At 70.0% G+C, this 21,334-nt stretch carries 17 protein-coding genes and 1 other RNA gene; 10 read left to right on the top strand and 8 right to left on the bottom strand.

Annotated elements, in window-relative coordinates; genetic code table 11:
- The first annotated feature begins 14 nt into the window (after window positions 1-14).
- From cobC to OG579_RS04705, 5 genes are all read left to right on the top strand, one after another.
- Entirely contained in the window at window positions 15-1,145 is a 1,131-nt protein-coding gene (gene cobC, locus OG579_RS04725) for an Rv2231c family pyridoxal phosphate-dependent protein CobC (protein WP_328858270.1), read from the top strand.
- A 1-nt stretch (window position 1,146) separates the two neighbouring features.
- Window positions 1,147-2,307: a Nif3-like dinuclear metal center hexameric protein gene (locus OG579_RS04720; RefSeq protein ID WP_328858269.1), complete on the top strand. Its 1,161-nt coding sequence runs from the start codon at window positions 1,147-1,149 to the stop codon at window positions 2,305-2,307.
- A gap of 39 nt (window positions 2,308-2,346) precedes the next feature.
- On the top strand, window positions 2,347-3,084 hold the full coding sequence (locus OG579_RS04715; RefSeq protein WP_328858268.1) for a zinc ribbon domain-containing protein: 738 nt from the start codon (window positions 2,347-2,349) through the stop codon (window positions 3,082-3,084).
- 1 nt (window position 3,085) lies between these two features.
- Window positions 3,086-4,192, top strand: a complete 1,107-nt coding sequence (locus tag OG579_RS04710; RefSeq protein WP_328858267.1) for a bifunctional RNase H/acid phosphatase — start codon at window positions 3,086-3,088, stop codon at window positions 4,190-4,192.
- 258 nt (window positions 4,193-4,450) lie between these two features.
- On the top strand, window positions 4,451-5,965 hold the full coding sequence (locus OG579_RS04705; RefSeq protein WP_328858266.1) for an HNH endonuclease signature motif containing protein: 1,515 nt from the start codon (window positions 4,451-4,453) through the stop codon (window positions 5,963-5,965).
- A gap of 36 nt (window positions 5,966-6,001) precedes the next feature.
- Here the strand turns inward: OG579_RS04705 and OG579_RS04700 are convergent, their stop codons facing one another.
- The 3 genes from OG579_RS04700 to OG579_RS04690 form a co-directional block, all read right to left on the bottom strand.
- The gene (locus OG579_RS04700; protein ID WP_328858265.1) at window positions 6,002-7,228 is read right to left on the bottom strand and encodes an SLC13 family permease; all 1,227 of its coding nucleotides are present in this window, start codon (window positions 7,226-7,228) and stop codon (window positions 6,002-6,004) included.
- Between the two features lie 19 nt (window positions 7,229-7,247).
- Window positions 7,248-7,769 (bottom strand): DUF1697 domain-containing protein, encoded by a 522-nt coding sequence (locus tag OG579_RS04695; RefSeq protein WP_328858264.1) that lies wholly within the window; start codon window positions 7,767-7,769, stop codon window positions 7,248-7,250.
- 71 nt (window positions 7,770-7,840) lie between these two features.
- Complete coding sequence (locus OG579_RS04690) at window positions 7,841-8,905, bottom strand: alpha/beta hydrolase (protein ID WP_328859161.1); 1,065 nt, start codon at window positions 8,903-8,905, stop codon at window positions 7,841-7,843.
- 115 nt (window positions 8,906-9,020) lie between these two features.
- Here OG579_RS04690 and rnpB point away from each other — a divergent pair.
- An RNA gene (gene rnpB / locus OG579_RS04685) (RNase P RNA component class A) lies at window positions 9,021-9,445 on the top strand.
- Window positions 9,446-9,482: 37 nt separating this feature from the next.
- Here rnpB and OG579_RS04680 read toward each other — a convergent pair.
- The 3 genes from OG579_RS04680 to panB all read right to left on the bottom strand — a co-directional run bounded on the left by OG579_RS04680 (window position 9,483) and on the right by panB (window position 12,928).
- Window positions 9,483-11,000 carry a CYTH and CHAD domain-containing protein gene (locus OG579_RS04680; RefSeq protein ID WP_328858263.1) on the bottom strand — a complete coding sequence of 506 codons (1,518 nt, stop codon included), beginning with the start codon at window positions 10,998-11,000 and terminating at the stop codon, window positions 9,483-9,485.
- On the bottom strand, window positions 10,997-11,986 hold the full coding sequence (gene pip / locus OG579_RS04675) for a prolyl aminopeptidase (RefSeq protein WP_328858262.1): 990 nt from the start codon (window positions 11,984-11,986) through the stop codon (window positions 10,997-10,999). Before pip ends, OG579_RS04680 begins: the two co-directional genes overlap by 4 nt.
- Before the next feature lie 96 nt (window positions 11,987-12,082).
- Entirely contained in the window at window positions 12,083-12,928 is an 846-nt protein-coding gene (gene panB, locus OG579_RS04670) for a 3-methyl-2-oxobutanoate hydroxymethyltransferase (RefSeq protein ID WP_055790830.1), read from the bottom strand.
- Between the two features lie 180 nt (window positions 12,929-13,108).
- Here panB and OG579_RS04665 point away from each other — a divergent pair, with 180 nt between their 5' ends.
- The 4 genes from OG579_RS04665 (at window position 13,109) to OG579_RS04650 (ending at window position 20,273) form a co-directional block, all read left to right on the top strand.
- Window positions 13,109-14,743 (top strand): alpha/beta hydrolase, encoded by a 1,635-nt coding sequence (locus tag OG579_RS04665; protein WP_328858261.1) that lies wholly within the window; start codon window positions 13,109-13,111, stop codon window positions 14,741-14,743.
- A gap of 84 nt (window positions 14,744-14,827) precedes the next feature.
- Window positions 14,828-16,168, top strand: a complete 1,341-nt coding sequence (glnA, locus tag OG579_RS04660) for a type I glutamate--ammonia ligase (protein WP_045823127.1) — start codon at window positions 14,828-14,830, stop codon at window positions 16,166-16,168.
- A gap of 61 nt (window positions 16,169-16,229) precedes the next feature.
- On the top strand, window positions 16,230-19,277 hold the full coding sequence (locus OG579_RS04655; RefSeq protein WP_328858260.1) for a bifunctional [glutamine synthetase] adenylyltransferase/[glutamine synthetase]-adenylyl-L-tyrosine phosphorylase: 3,048 nt from the start codon (window positions 16,230-16,232) through the stop codon (window positions 19,275-19,277).
- Between the two features lie 18 nt (window positions 19,278-19,295).
- Window positions 19,296-20,273 carry an endonuclease/exonuclease/phosphatase family protein gene (locus tag OG579_RS04650; RefSeq protein ID WP_328858259.1) on the top strand — a complete coding sequence of 326 codons (978 nt, stop codon included), beginning with the start codon at window positions 19,296-19,298 and terminating at the stop codon, window positions 20,271-20,273.
- Window positions 20,274-20,280: 7 nt separating this feature from the next.
- Here OG579_RS04650 and OG579_RS04645 read toward each other — a convergent pair whose 3' ends face one another.
- Together OG579_RS04645 and OG579_RS04640 are read right to left on the bottom strand one after the other, a co-directional pair.
- Entirely contained in the window at window positions 20,281-20,445 is a 165-nt protein-coding gene (locus OG579_RS04645) for a hypothetical protein (RefSeq protein WP_160298525.1), read from the bottom strand.
- 116 nt (window positions 20,446-20,561) lie between these two features.
- A complete protein-coding gene (locus tag OG579_RS04640) occupies window positions 20,562-21,323 on the bottom strand; it encodes an FAD-binding oxidoreductase (protein WP_328858258.1) in 762 nt (253 codons plus the stop codon).
- Window positions 21,324-21,334: the final 11 nt, after the last annotated feature.

Genomic DNA, 21,334 nt, shown 5'->3' with positions numbered 1-21,334 from the left:
TAGAGTCGTGAGCTGTGATCCCGTCGGCGACGCACCACCGGACCGCCGCGGCCGGCGACCTCACCGCACTCGACCGCCACGGCGACGACGACGTCGCCCCGGGCATGGTCGATTTCGCCGTCAACGTCCGCGGCCGGACTCCGGGTTGGATGCTCGACGCACTCGCCGTGCGGCTCCCCGACCTGGCCGGCTATCCCCTGCGCGACGATCACGATGCCGCGGTCGACGCGATCGCCCAGGCCCATGAGCGCGACCGCCGCGAGGTGTTGCCCCTCGCCGGGGCCGCCGAGGGATTCGCGTTGCTCGCCCGGCTGCGTCCACGCACCGCCGTCGTCATCGCCCCCACCTTCACCGAGCCCGAACGGGTGCTGACCTCGGCCGGCGTGCACGTGACCCGTGTCGTGTGCCCGGAGCCGTGGGACGTGGCCGCCGCCGACGTGCCCGACGACGCCGACATGGTGATCGTGGGCAACCCCACCAACCCGACCTCGGTGCTCCACACCCGCGAGGCGATCGAGTCCCTGCGGCGTCCCGGACGGGTCGTCGTGGTCGACGAGGCGTTCGCCGACGTGACCCTCGCGGTGCGCAGCGGGGTGGAGATCGACGAACCGGAATCCCTCGTCGGGATCGCCCACCCGGACGTCATCGTGATCCGCAGCATCACCAAGACCTTCGCCCTTGCGGGGCTGCGTGCCGGATACCTCTGCGCAACAGCCGATCTGATCGGCGACCTGACCGCGGGGCGTCCGCACTGGCCGGTGGGCACGCTGCAGCTGACCGCTCTGCGCGCCGCGTTGTCGGACCGGGGACGGGCCCATGCGCGCGCGCAGGCCCGCATCGTGCGCGCCGACCGCGAGGCGATGTGTGCGGCCCTGACCGACGCCGGCATCGATGTGTGCGGCACGCCCGCGGCGTCGTTCGTGCTGGTGCGGACCATCGACGGGACCGCGCGCAAGAACCACCTCGCGCGGGCGGGTCACGCGGTGCGTAGCTGCGCGAACTTCGCAGGCCTCGGCCCCGACCACCTCCGGCTCGCCGTCCGCGAACCCCACGTCGTCGCCGGGCTGATCGCCGCCTGGCGCGGCGACGACGACGCCGAACACCATCTCGACACCCCAGGCACTGACATCGACGACGGGAACTGACGTGGCCGCCCTACGCGATCTGATCGAACTGCTCGACGCGACCTACCCGCCCCGACACGCCGAGTCCTGGGACAGTGTCGGTCTCGTCTGCGGCGATCCCGGCGACACGGTCACCGCGGTGTTGATCTGCGTCGACGTCACCGACGCGGTCGTCGACGAGGCCGTCGCGACCGGCGTCGAACTCATCGTGGCGCACCATCCGCTCCTGCTGCGCGGTGTCGACACCGTCGGCGCCCACACCCCGAAGGGCAGGTTGATCCACCGCCTCATCCGCTCGGGGTGCGGGCTCTACACCGCGCACACCAACGCCGACATCGCCCGCCCCGGGGTGTCCGACGCCCTCGCCGACGCGCTCGGCGTGACCGACACCCGACCGCTGTCGCCGGTGCCGAGCCCGCCGCTGGACTCGTGGGTGGTGATGGTCCCGCACGCCGCGACCGACGCAGTCGCCGAGGCGATGTTTGCCGCGGGCGCCGGGGCCATCGGCGAGTACAGCCGATGCCGCTTCACCGTCGCCGGCACCGGGGAGTTCCTGCCGGGGGACGCGGCGACACCGGCGATCGGTGCCGTCGGCGAGATCACCTCGGTCGCCGAGGACCGGATGCAGATGGTGGCACCCCGCAGCCGGCGCGACGCGGTGCTCGCGGCCCTGCGCGCGGCGCACCCCTACGAGGAACCCGCCTTCGACCTCATCGAACTCGCCTCGACCCCCTCCGATGTCGGTCTCGGGCGGGTGGGCACCCTCGCCGAGCCGATGTCGTTGCGCGCGTTCACCGATCACGTGGCGAATTCCCTGACGGCCGCGCCGTGGGGCGTGCGGACGGCGGGCGATCCCGACGCGATGATCTCGACGGTCGCGGTGTGCGGTGGAGCCGGAGACTCGCTGATCGACGCCGCGGCGGGTGCCGGCGCCGACGTGTACGTGACCGCGGATCTGCGACACCACCCCGCCGACGAACACCTGCGGGCCGGGAGCCCGGCGCTCGTCGACGCCGGACACTGGGCGACCGAGTTCCCCTGGTGTGAGCAGGTCGCCGGGGTGCTCCGCGCCCACGACGCAGGGGTGGTGATCACGGTCTTCGACCGTCCTACCGACCCGTTCACGCTGCACAACGCACCCCGGACCAGCGGTGTCACGAAGAGGACCGACGCCGACCGGTAGTGTCGCGAGAACCCCTACAGAACAGGACACCCTCGCGACATGAAGGCAGATCCGGCCGATCAGAGAGCTCTCCTCGACCTGGCCGAGGTCGATGCCGGGGTCTCGAGGGCCACCCATCGGCGATCCCATTCGCCGGAGGCCGCGCGGGTCGCCGAGCTGACCGAGGCGCTGCGCGAGTACCGCGATCAGACCATCGCCGCCCAGATCGCGGCCGAGGACCTCGCCCGCGAGGTACGGCGACTCGAGAACGACATCGCCGTACTCGCCACACGCCTGTCGAAGGACTCGGCTCTTCTCAACGGCGGCACCCTCACCGGTAAGGCGCTCACCGAGATCGAGCACGAGATCGCCGGCCTGCACCGTCGACGCGGGGTCGCCGAGGACGAGTTGCTCGAGGTGATGGAACGCCAGGAGGCCACCGCCGCAGAGGAACTGCGCTGCGGGGCACTGGTGACCCACACCGAGGAGGAGATCGCGCGGGCCGAGTCGACCGCGGCGACGGCGATGTCGGAGATCGACGTGACCGCCGACGCCGCGCGCACCCGCCGTGACGAACTGCGCGGACAGATCGACGACGCCCTGCTCGCCGTCTACGACAAGCAGGTGTCGCAGGGCCGGATCGGTGCGGGCCTGCTCCGGCAGGCGCGGTGCGGCGCCTGCCGCATGGAGATCGACCGCGGAACCCTCAGCCGCTACGGCCAGGCACCGGCCGACGAGGTGCTGCGGTGCGACGAGTGCGGCGCGATCATCGTGCGCACCCACGAGTCCGGGGTCTAGCGTGCGTGTGATCGTCGAGGCCGACGGCGGTTCGCGTGGCAACCCCGGCGTCGCCGGATACGGGGCCGTCGTGTGGGACGCCGATCACGAGGCCGTGCTCGCCGAGCGCAAGGAGTACATCGGCCGCGCCACCAACAACGTCGCCGAATACCGCGGGCTCATCGCCGGGCTCGATGCCGCGCGCGACATCGGGGCCGACGAGGTGCGGGTCCGGATGGACTCCAAGCTCGTCGTCGAACAGATGTCGGGGCGTTGGAAGGTCAAGCACCCGGACATGATCCCCCTCGCCGCACAGGCGCGGGATCTCGTCGCGGAGTTCTCGAGCGTCGACTTCGCCTGGATTCCGCGTGCGGAGAACTCGCACGCCGACCGCCTCGCCAACGAGGCGATGGACACGCAGGCCGACGGTCAGGTCGCGACGTCCCCGGAGCCGGCCGCGCCCGTCGAGAAGGGTGCGGCGGCGAAGACCGGTCCCGGCTGGACCGGTGCGATGGGGGAGCCCACCCGGTTGGTGCTGGTGCGTCACGGACAGACGGCGCTGTCGGTGGACCGGCGCTACAGCGGCCGCGGTAACCCCGAACTCACCGCTCTCGGTGTGCAGCAGGCTGATCGGGTGGCGCATCGGATCGCCACGCGCGGCGGGATCAAGGCCATCGTGTCGAGCCCGTTGTCGCGGGCGCGGGCCACCGCCGACGCCATCGCCCGTCGCGTCGGACTGCCGGTGCACGAGGTGGAGGGTTTCACCGAGACCGACTTCGGCGAGTGGGAGGGTCTGACGTTCCTCGAGGCGATGCAGCGTGATCCGGAGTTGCACCGCGCGTGGATGTCCGACGTCACCGTGGCCCCGCCCGGTGGTGAGAGCTTCGAGGTGGTCACCGAGCGCGTCCGGGTCGCGACCGAGCAGGTGGTGTCGGAGTACGGGCCGGGCACCGTCGTTGTGGTCAGCCACGTGACGCCGATCAAAACCGTTCTGCGCCATGCCCTCGACGTCGGTCCGTCGATCCTCTTCAAGCTCCACCTGGACCTGGCGTCGCTCTCGACGGCTGAGTTCTACGCCGACGGAGGCAGTTCGGTCCGTCTCGTCAACGACACGAACCACCTCGCCTGACGCGCCTACGGCGGTCTTGGCTGTGCCGAAGATGCTGACTGTGTGGAAACGGTCGTCGAGTGTGCTGACAGCGTGACGCGAGTCGACGACGAGACAACGCACACTCGGCGTCCGGCTTCCGCACCGTCAGCGGCAGTAGAACGCAACCAGCCACCCGAAATACACTCACGTTCAACACTATTCACCAAAATCAACCTTCCACACCTCGAACACGCGTGCTAGAATAGACGTACAGTTACACCTGGGGAGGGGCAGTCCGTGAGCGATCTCGTGGCGAAATACGCTGCCCTGCAAGCCCTGGTGAAGGAGATCGCCGAAGAGACCGCAGATGCCCACGACGACGAGACCGTCGCACAATTGGCCATCGACCACCACACCGTTGTGCGTCAATTCGAGTCCATCGGCAATCAGCGGATTCTCGAGGTCTCCGACCGCGACGCCCACCGGACCGCGGGATGCGTGACCGTCTCCGAGTTTCTGCAGACGAAACTGCGCATCACCCACCCCAAGAAGAGGCTCGACGCAGTCCGATCGCTCGAACCCATGCACGCGATGACCGGTGAGAAGCTGCCGCCGGTGTGCCCGAACACCGCTCGCGAGTTGGCCGCCGGAACCATCGGACCCGACCACGTGCACGCGGTACTCGACGTGATGAAGAAGATCCCGTCGACCGTTGATGTGGAACAGCGGGCGCGGGCAGAGAGAGTCCTGGCCGAGTTCGCGACGACCTTGGCGCCGAAAGAGATCGGCGCCGCCGGAGTGCGGATCCTCGCCCACCTCGATCCCGATGGCACTCTCACCGACGACCGTGATCGCGCACGGAACCGGAAGTTGAACCTCGGCTGCCAAGACAGTCAGTTGATGTCGAAACTCACGGCCACGTTGGATCCGATCACGCGCGCCCTGTTCGACGTCGTGCTCGCGAAATGGGCGGCGCCGGGGATGAACAACCCCGATGACGATCAGTCACCGAAGGGTGATCACGGCGATGCCGACCTGCAGTTGCTGAAAGAGGCAGCTGACCGGGACCATCGATCGCAGAGTCAGCGGAACCACGACGCGTTCAAGGCCCTCTTGGATGCCGCGGTCAACGGTGGACTACTCGGCGGCTCGCATCGTGGTTTGCCGCCGCAGATCATCGTCTCGATTACCGACGCACAACTCCGGGAGCACGCCGGTGTCGCGCGCACCGCGACCGGTACCGATTTGCCGATCAGCAACGTCATCAAGCTGGCCGCCGACGCCCAAACCCATCTCGCGGTGTTCAGCGATGTCACAGGCGAACCGCTGTTCTTCGGCCGCGGCCGGCGGCTCGCGTCCCAAGCGCAGCGGTTGATGGCCTTCGCCTTGTACGGCGGCTGCAGCAAGGACGACTGCGCGACGCCGTTCGCGCACACCGAAATGCATCACGCTGAACGCGATTGGGCCGACGGCGGACTCACCGACTCGCCACACATGGCACCCGCGTGCGGCCGACACAACCGCGCCGTCGGTTCTGAACCCCACCAATGGGCGACGGGGAAGATCACCGACGGCCCCGACAAGGGCCGCTACGGCTGGCGTCGTAACACCGACCCGCCCGACCAGATCCGCGCCAACCACCTGCACCGGATCGACGAACTGCTCCTGCGACACCGGGACACGCTCGAAGGATCGGTGGCGCCACCCGCTCCGACGTCTGACGACGTCGCCGAACCGTCGACGGACGCCACGCCGGAACGGCGTTCCTTCGACGTCACCTGGCCACGCGGTCTCGTCACCTACGCGGCGTGACGCAGTGGCCATGCCACGCCGTGGCTGACCGCGCGCTCAGGCGACCAACCACAGCGCGATGACCGCGGCGACGATCGACGGGAGTCCGGCGACGAGGCCGAGGGCGGAGAATCCCGCGGCGGAGACGGCCACGCCGTCGCGACTGACGATGCGCCGCCACAGCAGGTTCGCCAACGAGCCGACGTAGGTGAAGTTGGAACCGATGTTGACCCCGAGGAGCATCGCGAGCAGCGCGACGGTCGGGGCGCCGGACATCGCGGCGAGGAGCAACAGCGTCGCCGGGATGTTGTTGATGACGTTCGCGACCACCGCGCCGATCGCGGCGATGCCCAGCAGCGCGAGCAGTCCCGACCCGTTCGGCACGATTCCCGCCAACCACCGACCGATCGCGCCGTCGGCGATCGCCGCGACCAGGACCCCCAGTGCGAACACGAACACGAGGAACAGCGGGTTGATGGCGCGGACGACGTCGGTCACCCCGGACTTCCTGCGCGCCATGGCGATCACGGTCAGCACCACAGCTCCGGCGGTCGCGAACCACACCGGCTCCACGCCGACCTGAGACGACAGGACGAAACCGAGCAGAGTCGCGCCGAGGACGCAGAGCGCGGTGACCGGCGGCGGTCCGGGTTCCTGCGGATCGCTCTCGGGCATCTCGGCGATCTCGCGACGGAACCACCAGCGGTGCACCGCGTACTGCACCACCAGCGTCGCGAGCCAGGGGAGCGCCATGAGGACGGTGAAGCGTCCAAAGCTCAGGCCTGTCGCCGAGAACGCCAGCAGGTTGGTGAGATTCGAGACCGGCATCAGCGACGACGCCGCGTTGGCCAGGCTGATCGTCGCCACCGACAGGGGGCGAGGGCCGACACCCAGTCCGCGCGTCACGGCGATGAGCACCGGCGTCAACAGCACAACGGTGGCGTCGAGGTTCAGGGCCGCGGTCGTGACGGCGGCCCCGACGAAGCCCAACGCGAACAGTCGTCGACCGTTGCCCGCGCCGGCGCGGCCGATCTGCCGCGACACCCAGTCGAACACGCCCAGGACCTCGCACCCGTGCGAGAGCGCCAGCAGCGCAGCGAGTGTGGCGACGGTGGACGTCAGACGGTGGATCTCGTCGAACGCCTCACCCAGTGTCACCGCGCCGACGGCGATCGCGATCGCGGCCGCGGGGACCGCGACCGTCGCCTCGGGGAGCCCCCGCGGACGCCACACCGCGAACGCGAGCGCCACCACCATGAGCGCCACGGCGCCCGCTGCCATCATGTCTGTCGTCCCCGGGGCCTCAGGCGAGGATCTTGCGGAGGGTGCGGAGGTTGCGATTGGTGGTCGTCGCCTTGTATCTCGACTTGCCCAGCACCTTGCCGAAAGCGCTCGTGAGCGTCTGCTCCCGCGGCACCGACCAGTAGACGACACCGTCCCCACGGGCCACCGACTCGACGTCGCCGTCGATGTCGACGCCGAGCAGTTCGTCGAGGACCGCGGTGTCGGCGACGAACACGACATAGGCGTGGACGCCGTCACTCTCGTCGAACGGATACGCAGCGGTGACCGCGGCGACCTGGTCGACGATGTGGACGAACACGAACGCCTCGTAGCCGAACCGTTGTCCGAGGGCCGGTTCGATCACTGCGCGCAACTGCGACGGCGCGGCGTCGTCTCCGGCGTCGAACACGACGTTGCCGGTGGCGAGCACCGACCGCACGTCGGCGAACCCGAGGCGTCCGAATTCGTCTCGCAGATCGGACATTCCGACCCGGACGCCACCCACGTTGATGCCTCGGAGCAGAGCGACGTAGCGGGCCACCGCGTCAGGGTAGCGCCCCGGCCCCGGTCGTCCCAGCGCCGTCGTCCCCGCGGCCGTCGCGGCAGTGGACGCTACCGTCGGCCGACGGGCACCCCGAGGGCGCGGGCCACCGTCGGCCACGAGCGATGCAGGTCCTGATTCCAGTAGCCCCACGAATGCAGGCCGGATCGATAGTTGATCGTGGTCGCCACCCCGGCCCGGCGGGCGGCGCCGGCGAACAACCGGGTGCACGTCAACGCGCCGCTCTCCAACACCCCACCGACAGGCGATGCCAGGCCGGCGAGGCCCAGCGAGAAATCGGGGAGACCGTTCCCGACGGCGAGATAGAGCGAGGTCCCCTTCAGCACGCCGACCTGCGAGGCGGGGTCGTGTGCCCGCCACTGTGCGTCACCGGGCGGGCCCCACATGTTGTCGGGGTTGCCGCCGCGGGTCAGGATGCTGCCCTGCGTGGCCGCCGCGGCGTTGGGATCGAGGAGATCGAGGCATCCGCTGAACGCGGCTACGCCGCGATAGAGACCGGGGTGACGGACGGCGAGCATCATCGCGCCCGTGGCGCCCATCGAGACACCTCCGATGGCGTTGACGCCATTGCCCGCGAAAGTCCGGTCGATGATCGGGGGCAGTTCCGACGCGAGGAACGTGTCCCACTTGTTCACGCCGAGAACAGGATCGGTCCGATCCCAGTCGGTGTAGTAGCTCGCGGTCCCGCCGATCGGGAGGACGACGTTCACCGACTTGTCGGCCATGAAGCGCACGATGTCGGTCTGATCGGTCCATCCGCTCTGGCGGTATCCGGTGAGGACGCCGGCGTCGATGCCGTCGAGCAGGTAGAGCGACGGTCGTGGCCGGCTCCGGTCACGGGGGAGGAGCACGTCGACCGAGATGGTCTTCCGCATCGACGGGGAGAACACGCGCAGCCGGGCCTTCTGGGGCGCGGTCATCACCACCGATACGACCCGTGCGGCCGTGGCGCCCGCGGCGGGCGGTGTCGTGGTGACGCCGGGTGTGGGTGTCGGAGGCGCCGCCTGCGCGATCGACGGCGAGAGCGCGGCGGCGGTGACGATCGCGACCAGGGCGAGAAGGACCGCGAGGGCCCTCGTCGGAGCCGTTGCCGTACCGGATGTCGTCGTGTGCAGTGTGTTCAAGGTCCAACCCCCCAGTTGATGCGCGTCGCCGGTCCGGTGCCGATCCCGCCGTGGGCGCGACGACGATCGGGTATGGGACGAACGGCGGCTATCATAAACCGGCGAACGAGCCGACCGGGCGATCGCGGTCTGCGGGAACGGTCACCCGCGAGGGTGACACGCCCGTGATCGAGGAAAGTCCGGACTCCACAGAGCAGGGTGGTTGCTAACGACAACCCGGGGTGACCCGCGGGAAAGTGCCACAGAGAACAGACCGCCGACACCGCGCCCTCGGGAGCGGGGGTCGGTGAGGGTGAAACGGTGCGGTAAGAGCGCACCAGCGCCGTGGGTGACCACGGCGGCTCGGTAAACCCCACCCGGAGCAAGGTCGAAGGTCGCACCGCGAGGTGCGGCTGCGCAGGCGTTCGAGGGCTGCTCGCCCGAGCCTGCGGGTGGACCGCTCGAGGCACCCGGCGACGGTGTGTCCAGATGGATGATCGCCCACGACCCTCGCGGTCGGGACAGGATCCGGCTTACAGGTCGACTCGTTCGCACCCCCTCGTGGATGCCCGCTCCCCGGGCCGACGCGCTACAGGTCGTCGGCGATGGCGTCGTAGCGGCGCAGCGCCTCGGCGTGGCGTTCCTCCTCGCGGGCGTCGAGACGGCCCAGGACGAAGGCGTCGGTGGGCGAGCTGAGAGTCGTGGCGACCTCGGCCAGCAGTTCGCGACTGAGCGTCGCGTCGTTGGCGTCACCCAGCAGCGACTGGATCTTCTTCGCCGTCGCGCCCACCTGCTTGTGTCGGGAGATGCCGAGCGTCGCGCCCGCCTCGGCGATGTAGCGCAGCCGCTTCGCCTTCTTGCGGACCGTGTGCATCTGCTCGGTCCACTCCTCGGTGTCCCGGTCGTGCTTCGCGAGCCTGCGTTGCGCCTTGCGTACCGAACGGCGGCTGGCATCGACGGCGTCACGCAGGGCTTTCTTCGCGGGCCGCTCGGCGTCGGGACCGGCGACGGGATCGACGAGGTATTCGTCGATGGCGTCGAGCAGGGCGAAATAGCGGGCGGAGTTCATCCCCGTCACCGCGACACGCAGCCCTCGGCGGTACCGGCGGTTCTGTTCGTCGACGAGCGCCGCGCGCAGTGCGTCCGAGGCATTCTCGTCGGCGAGGAGTTCGGCGTAGCGCTGCGCGGTCACCTCGGCGTCGCGCGCGACCCCGAGCACCGAGGCGAGTTCCTTGAGCTCGTCGCCGATGGTGTCGCGGGCGGCGCCGCCGAGGACCGAGTCGAACGCGCGCAGCACGCTGCGGAGTCTGCGTGTCGCCACCCGCATCTGATGGACCGCGTCGTCGGCGTCGGCACGTACCGCCGGATCCCACTCGACCAGCTGATCGCGGTGTCGGGACAGTTCGGTGATCACGAGTTCGAGTGCGGTCGGCTTCGCCGGCAGCGGCTTCGTCGAGCGGTGGCCGGGCATCGCGCCGATGGTGCGGGCGAGTTTCGACGCGCTCGAGGCGGTGGTGGCCCCGGCCCCGCGGAGCAGCTCCTCGGCGGGACCGAGCAGATCGGTGTCGCCACCGTTCTCGCCGACGAGTTCGAACTCCCACTCCGACCACGTCTGTCCGGTGCCGCCGGGCAGCAGCGACCGTGCGGTTACCAGGTCCGCGCACAACACGGCCAGCAGGAGGCCGTCGTCGCCGCGTGCCTCGGTGATCTGACGTCGGGTGCCGATCACCGCCACCGGCGACAGTGACCGGCCGCGCACGTGCACGCGGACCGGCTCGAGCAGCTCGGCGGGGACCGTGGCGTGGGCGATCCCGGTCGCCGGATCGGCATCGTCGGGATCGAGCGGGACCTGCCGTTCGCGTCGCCCGCCCGCGCCCGCCGGCCGCTTCAGATGCCACCCCTCGTCATGGCCACCGGTCCGGCGGCGCAGCGTGATCCGGTTGTCGGCGAGATCGAGGTTCTCGGTGTCGAAGTAGGTGGCGTCGAGGTTCTCCTCGATCGGCTCCGACGCCGAGGCGACACCCGGCAGCGCAGTCAGGTCGGGGATCGGTCGTCCGGCCGCGACGTCGAACTTCAGCTCGATCTCGATCTGCTCGTGCGCGGTCATGACTGGCGTGCGTCCTTGTCGTCGGTCGTGGCGGGTGTGCGTGCGAGGCGGTCGGTCGCCTCGACGAGATGGTGTTTGATCCCGGCCTCGAAGGAGGCATGGCCGGCATCGTCGACGATGCGCAGATCGGCAGAGGGCCACGCGCGGTGCAGATCCCACGCGCTGCGCATCGGACAGACCACATCGTATCGGCCCTGCACGATCACGCCGGGGATGTGGGCGATGCGATCGATGTCGCGCAGCAGCTGACCGTCGTCGAGGAAGCCCCCGTGGGTGAAATAGTGGTTCTCGATCGAGGCGAAGGCGAGATCGAAACGGGTGTCGACGTCGTCGGCGTCCGGGGTCGGCAGCAGATGACTGGTGCTCTGTTCCCAGTTCGTCCACGCCGTGGCGGCGGCGGACCGTACGTCGGGGTCGTCGGATGCGAGCAGTCGCCGGTAGGCCGCCACGAGGTCGCCGTCGCGTTCGGACTCGGGAATCGGCGCCAGGTAGCCCTCCCACAGGTCCGGGAAGAGGTGTGCGGCACCGCCGTTGTAGTACCAGTCGATCTCGCTGCGGCGCAGCAGGAAGATCCCCCGCAGCACCAGCTCGGTGACACGCTCCGGGTGGGCCTGGGCGTAGGCGAGCCCCAGCGTGGAACCCCACGATCCGCCGAACACCTGCCACCGCTCGACCCCGAGATGGGTGCGGATGCGTTCCATGTCGGCGATCAGGTGCGCGGTGGTGTTGACCGAGAGATCGGCGCCGTCGGCGATGTGCGGGGTCGATTGTCCGCACCCGCGCTGGTCGAACAGGATGATCCGGTAGGCCGTCGGATCGAAGAACCGACGCTGATCCGGTGACGTGCCCCCGCCGGGGCCGCCGTGGACGAACACCACCGGCTTGCCCTCGGGGTCGCCACTGCACTCGACGTGGATCCGTTGTCCGTCACCGACGTCGAGCATCTCCTGCTGATACGGCTCGATCGCCGGGTACAAATCGCGCATCGGTCCATCATGCCGGGTGTACCCGATGCGGCGGCACGTCCGTCGGTGACGATCGGATCGCGATCATGCGCGCCGGACTCGGCGCGCGGTGTCGATTCAGTAGCTGTGCTCGGGTCCCGGGAACTGCCCCCGGCGCACCTCGTCGGCGTACTGCTCGGCCGCGACACGCAGGTCGGTGCCGATGTCGGCGTAGCGCTTCACGAACTTGGCGGTCTTGCCGTGGGTGAAGCCGGCCATGTCCTGCCACACGAGGACCTGGGCGTCGGTCTCGTTACCGGCGCCGATGCCGACGGTGGGGATGGTGAGCTTGCGGGTGATCTGGCCGGCCAGATCGGCCGGGACCATCTCCATCACGACGGCGAACGCCCCGGCCTCGGCGACGGCGATGGCATCGGCGATGAGCTGGTCGCCGGCGTCGCCACGGCCCTGGACGCGGAAGCCGCCCAGTCCGTTCACGCTCTGCGGGGTGAACCCGATGTGGGCCATCACCGGGATGCCCGCGGCACTCAGGGTGGCGATCTGGTCGGCGACGCGCTCACCCCCCTCAAGCTTCACCGCGTGCGCCCCGCCCTCCTTGAAGAAACGGATGGCCGAGGTGAGTGCCTGCGCCGAGCCGCCCTCGTAGCTGCCGAACGGCAGGTCGGCGACGACCAGAGCGTGCGGGGCGCCGCGTACCACGCCACGAACCAGCGGCAGCAGCTCGTCGATCGAGACCGGGATGGTGGTGTCGTAGCCGTAGACCACGTTGGCCGCGGAGTCGCCGACCAACAGCACCGGGATCTGCGCGGCATCGAAGATGCGGGCACTCGAGTAGTCGTAGGCGGTGAGCATCGACCACTTCTCACCCTCGGCCTTCATCTGGGCCAGGTGGTGGACGCGGGTCGCGCGGCGGGGAGAGGTCGGCGCGCTGGAGGGGGCGCCGTAGACAGAGCTGTCGGACATCATCGTCTCTTTCGTGCCTCGAGTCTCGCGATGCGCGAGTACCCGGGTGGTTGTGGACGCCACCAGTGTGGCACCCGTACACCGCGACATCCCAGGTCTGCGCGGTGTGCCGTGTCTCACACCATCGGCGCGTGGCGCTCGCGGAGGTCGAGCCGTTCCGTGCCGTGCCACGATGGGTCGATGCCGCTCCCGACGTCGCCAGTCGAATCGTCCCGCCGGCACCGTCGGGGCCTGCGCTGGTCGGTTCTCGCCGCGGTGCTGCTGCTCGCCGGATGCGCGAGCACCTCCACGCAGCGCTTCGATCAGGGCGCACCGGTGGCGGGTTCGACGTCGAACGGTTCGGACACCTCGGTCGCGCCGGACCCGTCGGCCGCGCCGGTCGGGGGTCCGCTCGGCCGCTTCTACGGTCAGCGCATCGCGTGGGGGTCGTGTGCGGAGTTCGCCCCGGACGGCGGATACCCGGCGCAACGCAGTCAGTGCGGACGACTGACCGTCCCGGTCGACTACGCCGATCCGAGCGGCGCGACGGCGTCGCTCGCGGTGTTCCGGCTCAAGGCCGCCGACCGCGCGACGGGGATCCTGCTCACCAACCCCGGCGGGCCCGGGGGATCGGGCGTCGACTTCATGGCCTCGGTGGCCTCGGATTTCGCCGACCGCGACGTCAGTCGCACCCTCGACATCGTCGGCTTCGACCCCCGTGGTGTCGGACGGTCGACGCCGCAGATCCGTTGCCGCACCGACGCCGAGCGCGACGCGGTGCGCGCCCGGGACTGGGTCGACACCAGCCCCGCGGGCATCGCCGCGGTCGAGAAACGCAACGCCGCGGTCGGTTCGGCGTGTGCGCGGCAGATGGGCGGTGACTTCCTCGCCCACGTCGGCACCGCGGACGTCATCGCCGACATGGACGTCCTGCGCGGAGCCCTGGGCTACGAGCAGCTCAACTACCTCGGTTACTCCTACGGCACGCTCATCGGCGCCGATTACGCCGAGCGGTTCCCGACCCGTGTACGGGCGATGGTCAACGACGGCGCCGTCGACCCGTCGGCGGACCCGGTCGCCGACGTCGTCGCGCAGACCGCGGGATTCCAGCGCGCGTTCGACGGCTTCGCCGCCGACTGTGTCACCCGACGCGGGTGCGCGCTGGGTACCGATCCGGCGCGCGCCACGGCTCGCTACCAGGAACTGACGCGCCCCCTCATCGGTCGGCCGGCGCCGACGACCGATCCGCGCGGCCTCAGCTACGGCGACGCCCTCACCGGCACCGGGCAGGCGCTCTACAGCAAGAACCTCTGGCGGTACCTGCGCGACGGCCTGGCCGAAGTGGCCGGCGGGCGTGGCGACACCCTGTTGCGGCTGGCCGATCTCTACGAGGGTCGCGACCGATCGGGCCGCTACGACAACAGCGCCGACGCCTTCACCGCCATCCGCTGCGTCGACGGTCCACCCATCACCGACCGCGCCACGCTCGACCGGCTCGACACCGATCTGCGTCGCGCGGCACCGTTCCGCGACGACGGTCGGGGGACCGGGCGCGGCTCGGCCGACGAATGCGCGTTCTGGCCGGTGCCCCCCACCTCGCAACCGCACCGGATCGCCGCGGCCGGTCTCCCGACCACGGTGGTCGTCTCGACCACCGACGACCCCGCCACGCCGTACGCCGCCGGCGTCTCGCTGGCCGGGCAGCTCGGCGCCCGCCTGATGACCTTCCGGGGAACCCAACACACCGCGTCGTTCGAGGGCAACACGTGCCTCGACGACCCGCTGACGAAGTACCTCGTCGATCTCACGCTGCCGCCGTTGGGTGCCACATGCTGAGACGGGGTCACCGCAGCCCCAGTTGGGCGGGCTCGATCCGTGTCCGTAACACAGATTTAACAGCGCGCTTCTAGCCTCTGATCCATGGACCGCCAAAAGGAATTCGTCCTTCGTACCCTCGAAGAACGGGACATCCGATTCGTCCGTCTGTGGTTCACCGACGTGCTGGGATATCTGAAGTCGGTGGCCATCGCGCCGGCCGAACTCGAAGGCGCCTTCGCCGAGGGGATCGGCTTCGACGGCTCGTCGATCGAGGGCTTCTCGCGGGTGTCGGAGGCCGACACCATCGCCAAGCCCGACCCGTCGACGTTCCAGGTCCTGCCGTGGACGACGAGCGGGGGCAAGCACCACTCGGCCCGCATGTTCTGCGACATCGCGATGCCCGACGGCACGCCGTCGTGGGCCGATTCGCGCCACGTGCTCCGACGCCAGCTCAACAAGGCGGCCGATCAGGGGTTCACCTGCTACGTCCACCCCGAGATCGAGTTCTTCCTCATGAAGGACGCCCCGACCGACGGGTCGCCGCCCACCCCCTCGGACACCGGCGGCTATTTCGACCAGGTCGTGCACGGCAGCGCGCCGAACTTCCGACGCCACGCCATCGACGCGTTGGAGTCGATGGGGATCTCGGTCGAGTTCTCCCACCACGAGGGCGCACCCGGTCAGCAGGAGATCGACCTGCGCTACGCCGACGCCCTGTCGATGGCCGACAACGTGATGACGTTCCGCTACCTCGTCAAAGAGGTCGCGATCGGTGAGGGCGTGTGGGCGACGTTCATGCCCAAGCCCTTCAGCGAGCATCCCGGCTCGGCGATGCACACCCACATGAGCCTGTTCGAGGGCGACACCAACGCCTTCCACAACCCCGACGACCCGATGCAGTTGTCGCAGACGGGCAAGCACTTCATCGCGGGCATCCTGCACCACGCCTCCGAGCTGAGCGCGGTCACCAACCAGTGGGTCAACAGCTACAAGCGACTGATCCACGGTGGTGAGGCCCCGACCGCGGCGAGCTGGGGCGGCGCCAACCGCTCGGCACTGATCCGGCTGCCGCTCTACACCCCGAACAAGGCGTCGTCGCGACGCATCGAGGTCCGCAGCCCCGACTCGGCCTGCAACCCGTACCTGACGTTCGCGGTGCTGCTGGCCGCCGGACTCAAGGGCATCGCCGAGCAGTACGAACTGCCCGACGAGGCCGAGGACGACGTGTGGGCGTTGACGTCGGCGGAGCGTCGCACCATGGGCTACAAGGAACTCCCGGGGAGCCTCGGCGACGCGTTGAAGGCGATGGAGTCGTCGGAACTGCTGGCCGAGGCGCTCGGCGAGCACGTGTTCGACTACTTCCTCCGCAACAAGTGGACCGAGTGGAACAACTACCGCAGCCAGGTCACGCCGTTCGAGCTGAAGAGCTACCTGGCCCTGTAGGACCGACGCGAGGCAGCCTCGCACGCACGCGGCGGAGGTGGCGGCGACTACGGTCGTGTCCGTGAGTTCCCTCTCCTCTCGGGCCGTGGTGCCCGGGCCGGCACGTCTCGGACTGATCGACGACTCCGCCCCCGGTGACCTCGCGGCGCTCGGGTGGATCACACCCGCCCACCTCGATGTGCTCTGGGCGTTGTCGCGCGCCCCCGACCCCGACCTCGCGCTGCGTGCGCTCATCCGGTTGTGTGCCGCGGTCGGCGACGCGTGGGCCGAGGTCGACGACCGCATCCGCACCCGACGCACCTTCCGTGGACGACTGTTCGCGGTGCTCGGTGCGTCGGAGGCCCTCGGCGATCACCTCGTCGCCGAGCCCGACACCTGGCATCTCCTCGACCCCGACGGCACCACCGAGGACGGGTTGCCCGGGTTCGACGAGGTGCTGGCCACCATGCTGGCCGCGGTCGACGCGGTACCCGAACCCGGTGCCCTCGAACGCGGCGACCGCATCTACCGCGCCGGGGTGTCGGGACCCGCCGCGGTCGTCGCGCTGCGGACCGCCTACCGGAACATCCTGGTGCAGTTGGCGGCCCGAGATCTCGCTCCCGCCGTCGAGGACGAGCCGGTGCTGTGGTTCCCGCAGGTGGGCCGGTACCTCGCCGACATGGCCGACGCCGCGCTGACCGCCTCGCTCGCCGTCGCGATCCGCGAGGTGTGCGGCGACGCGCCGCTACCGGTGCGTCTCGCGATCATCGCGATGGGCAAATGCGGTGCGCGCGAACTCAACTACGTCAGCGACGTCGACGTGATCTTCGTGAGCGACCCCGCCGACGGCATGTCGGCACGCATCGCCGGCGAGGTGATGCGGATCGGGACGCTGGCGTTCTTCGAGGTCGACGCGGCCCTGCGACCCGAGGGCAAGGCGGGCGCGCTCACCCGCACACTGGCCAGCCACGTCGCCTACTACCAGCGGTGGGCCAAGACCTGGGAGTTCCAGGCGCTGCTCAAGGCGAGGCCCATGACCGGCGACATGGGCCTCGGCGCGGACTACCTCGACGCGGTGTCACCGATGGTGTGGGAGGCCTCCGAACGCGAGGACTTCGTACCGGAGGTCCAGGCGATGCGCCGGCGGGTCGAGAAGATGGTGCCCCCCGACCTGCGGTCCCGGGAACTCAAACTGGGCAGCGGCAGCCTGCGCGACGTCGAGTTCGCCGTCCAGCTCCTGCAACTGGTGCACGGTCGCGTCGACGACTCGCTGCGTGTCCTGTCGACCGTCGAGGCACTCACCGCGCTCACCGCCGGGGGATACGTCGGCCGCGACGACGGCGCCAACCTGACGGCGTCGTACGAGTTCCTGAGACTGCTCGAACACCGGCTGCAGCTGCAGAAGCTCAAGCGCACGCACCTGCTGCCCGAGTTCGACGACCGTGAGGCGATGCGGTTCCTCGCCCGCGCCGCGCACATCCGGCCCGAGGGCGACCTCGACGCGGCAGCGTCGTTGCGCGCCGAGATCCGGAGGCAGTCGCTGCGGGTGCGGCGTCTGCACGAGAAGCTGTTCTACCGCCCGCTGCTCGACGCCGTCACCCGCATCGACGCCGACGAACTGCGGCTGTCGGACGCGGCGGCGACCAAGCGCCTGGCCGCGCTCGGCTACGCCAAACCCGACCACGCGCTGAGCCATCTGCGGGCACTGCTGTCGTCGGCCGGTCGCCGCGGGCAGATCCAGGAGTTGCTGCTCCCGACCCTGCTCGAATGGCTCAGCAACACACCCGATCCCGATGCCGGCCTGCTGAACTACCGCCGGCTGTGCGAGAGCCTCGCCGACCAGGACTGGTTCCTGCGGCTGCTGCGGGACGACGGTCTGGTCGCCGAGCGGCTGATGCACGTCCTGGGGGCGTCGGCGTACGTCTCCGAGCTCCTCATGCGGTCACCCGAGGTGATCCGGCTCTACACCGACTCCGCGTCGGGGCCGAAGCTGTGCGAGGTGCCGATCGCCGACGTCGCCAACGGCCTGATCGCCTCGGCGGTCCGCCAGCCCGACGCGAAGCGCGCCATCGCCGTCGCCCGGTCGCATCGACGGGCGGAGCTCGTCCGGGTGGCGTCGGCCGACATCCTGGGCATGCTCGACACCCCGGCGGTCTGCGCGGCTTTGTCGGGTGTGTGGGCCGCGGTCCTCAACGCGGCGCTCAAGGTGGTCATCGCCGAATCGGCCGCCGCCCGAGGCGTGCCCGCCCCCGCACGCATGGCGGTGATCGGCATGGGCCGCCTCGGCGGTCAGGAACTCGGCTACGGCTCCGACGCCGACGTGCTGTTCGTGTGCGACCCGATCCGGCCCGAGGGCGGCGGGGACGACGACGTGGACGAGGCGGCGGCGATGCGCTGGGCCAACACCATCGCCGACCGCGTGCGCACCCTGCTGAACACCCCCAGCGCCGACCCGCCGCTCGAGATCGACACCGGTCTGCGGCCGGAGGGGCGCAACGGCCCCGTGGTCCGGACGTTGGCGGCGTACCGCGCCTACTACACCCAGTGGGCGCAGCCCTGGGAGATCCAGGCGCTGCTGCGCGCCCACCAGGTCGCCGGCGACGAGGATCTCGGTGTCGCGTTCCTGCACATGGCCGATCGCATCCGGTATCCCGACGGCGGTGTCTCGGCGGACGCGGTGCGCGAGATCCGTCGGATCAAGGCGCGTGTCGACGCCGAGCGTCTGCCGCGCGGGGCCGATCCGGCGACGCACACCAAACTCGGTCGCGGCGGTCTCGCCGACGTGGAGTGGACGGTGCAGCTGCTCCAGTTGCGCCACGGCCACCGCCTGGCGTCACTGCACAACACCTCGACACTGCAGTGCCTCGACGCGATCGGATCGGCCGAGATCCTCTCCGAGACCGATGTCGGCCTGCTCAAGGAGGCGTGGTTGACCGCGACCAAGGCCCGCAACGCCCTGGTGTTGGTGCGCGGCAAGGCGATCGATCAACTGCCCGGGCCGGGGCAGCAACTGCGCGCCGTCGCGTTCGCCGCGGGATGGCCGGAGGACCAGGCCTCGGAGTTCCTCGACAACTATCTGCGCGTCACCCGCCGTGCGAAAGCCGTGGTCCTGAAGGTCTTCGGTGCCTGATCGGTTGTCGGTGCGCGCGTGGTGAGAACGGTCGCGCGCGAGCGGGGTCCGTTGGCTCGCACGGCGACAGTCGTCGCGGTGCTCGTCGGCTGGGCGCTGGCCGCGGCCGTGGTGATGGCTCTGTGGCTGCACTGGTATCCGGGACGCGGCCGCGTCTCGACGGCCCTCGCCTCGGCGGTCCCGTGGCTGTTGCTCGCCGCGGTGCCCGCACTACTCCTGCTGGGGTTGACGCGCCGATGGATCTCGGTGGCACTGACATTGCTGCTCGCGGTCGCCGGTCTCACCACACAGCTACCGCTGCTGGTCGCGTCGACCGCGCCGGCGGGTCGCGACGTGGTCGTGGTGCAGTCGAACATCAGACTCGGAGCCGGAGATGTGGGTGAGGTCGTCGACATCGTGTCGCGCGAGCGCGCCGATCTGCTCACGATCGAGGAGCTGACACCGCAGGCACTCACGCGACTGCAGGCCACCGATCTGCGGACGACGCTGCCCTACCTGTACGCGGTCCCGGGGACAGGTGGGGTCGGCACGGCCATCGCGAGCCGATACCCGTTGCGCGACACCATCGCCCTCGACGGCTACTCCCTGAACAATCTGCGGGCGGTCGTCGATCTGCCCGGCGCGCCGGCGACGACGGTGTTCGCCGTGCACCCGATCCCGCCGTACCCCTACGCACCCGATCGATGGGTGCGGGAGATGCGCACCCTGCGAGAGACCGTCCACGGCACCCGCGGCGATCATGTGATCGTCAGCGGCGATCTCAACTCCACCTGGGATCACCAGCAATTCCGGGCGCTGGCCGACAACGGTTTCGGTGACGCGACCGATCAGGCCGGGGCGCGCTGGGCGATGACCTACCCGGCCGACCGATGGTTCCCTCCTGTGATCGCAATCGATCACGTTGTGTCGCACGGTTTCATCGCGCGATCACTGCACACCGTCTCGGTGTCGGGGTCAGATCACCGGGCGCTGGTGGTGCGGCTCGCGGTGAACTGACGCCGCGTCAGTCCGTGGTCTGGGCGCGCGCCAGGGCGGCGACCGCCTGGGCCAGTGTCTCGACCGACTCCGCGAGCAACGCGTGCCCGCGATCGCCGTCGAGGTGGGACTTCGCGATCGCGGCGATCCCCGCCGCGGTGTCGGCACGTTCTGCTGCCTGCTCAAAGCTCACGATCGCTCACCTTTTCTCTGTCGTCACGCGGGTGGGTCGTCGACGCGACCCCTCTGCGACGACCCTACTGACACGGCCCAGGTTCGCGGGCCGGGTCGGCGTGGGGATCGTCGGGGTCAGGCGGCGAGGAACCGTTCGATGCGGATGTCGTCGATCGGATATCCGGCGTCGAGCAGCCACTCGCCGAGGGTGTCGACGTACTCGGTCGAGCCGCACAGGTAGAGCAGCGGACGGGATGCGACGGGCAGGATCGCCGCCGCGAACTCCTCCCGGGTGATCCGCCCGGCCGGGCGGGGGCCGGAACCGGCGGTGCGGGTGAAGAACCAGTCGACGCGGAGCCGATCGGCGGCGGCCAGGGCGGCGAACTCGTCGCGGAAGAACACCTGCTCGGGGGAGCGCGCGGAGTACAGCAGCCGCATCGTCGCCTCCGGGCGAGTGGTCTCGCGCAGCCGGATCATCGCCATCAGCGGGGTGATTCCCGAACCGCCCGCCACGAGCTGCACGGGCCGCGACGAGTCGGTGTGGGCGCCCGCGCCGATGTCCTTGTCGGCGCCGGTGTCGAGCGGGGGCCAGACGAACTGCATGCCGATGGGGCCGGCGATCTCGACCTGTTCACCGATCTCGAGGTCATGGACGAGGAACGGCGACACCTCGCCGTCGTCGAGCTCCTCGACCCCGACCGCGACGGTGTCGCCCTCCCGGACATCGGACAGCGAATACGACCGCGACGTCGAATAGCCGTCCGGCGCGGTGAGTTTGATGTCGATGTGCTGTCCGGCACGAGCGCCGGGGAACCCGGGGATGTGCAGCCAGATCGACCGGGCGGTGTCGGTCTCGCGTACGGCCCCGACGACGGTCGCGACCTGCCACGTGGTCATCGTGCCGGCCT

The organism is Williamsia herbipolensis (assembly GCF_036153515.1).
Taxonomy (GTDB): Bacteria; Actinomycetota; Actinomycetes; order Mycobacteriales; family Mycobacteriaceae; genus Williamsia_A; species Williamsia_A herbipolensis.
This window is presented reverse-complemented; position numbering and strand designations above follow the sequence as displayed.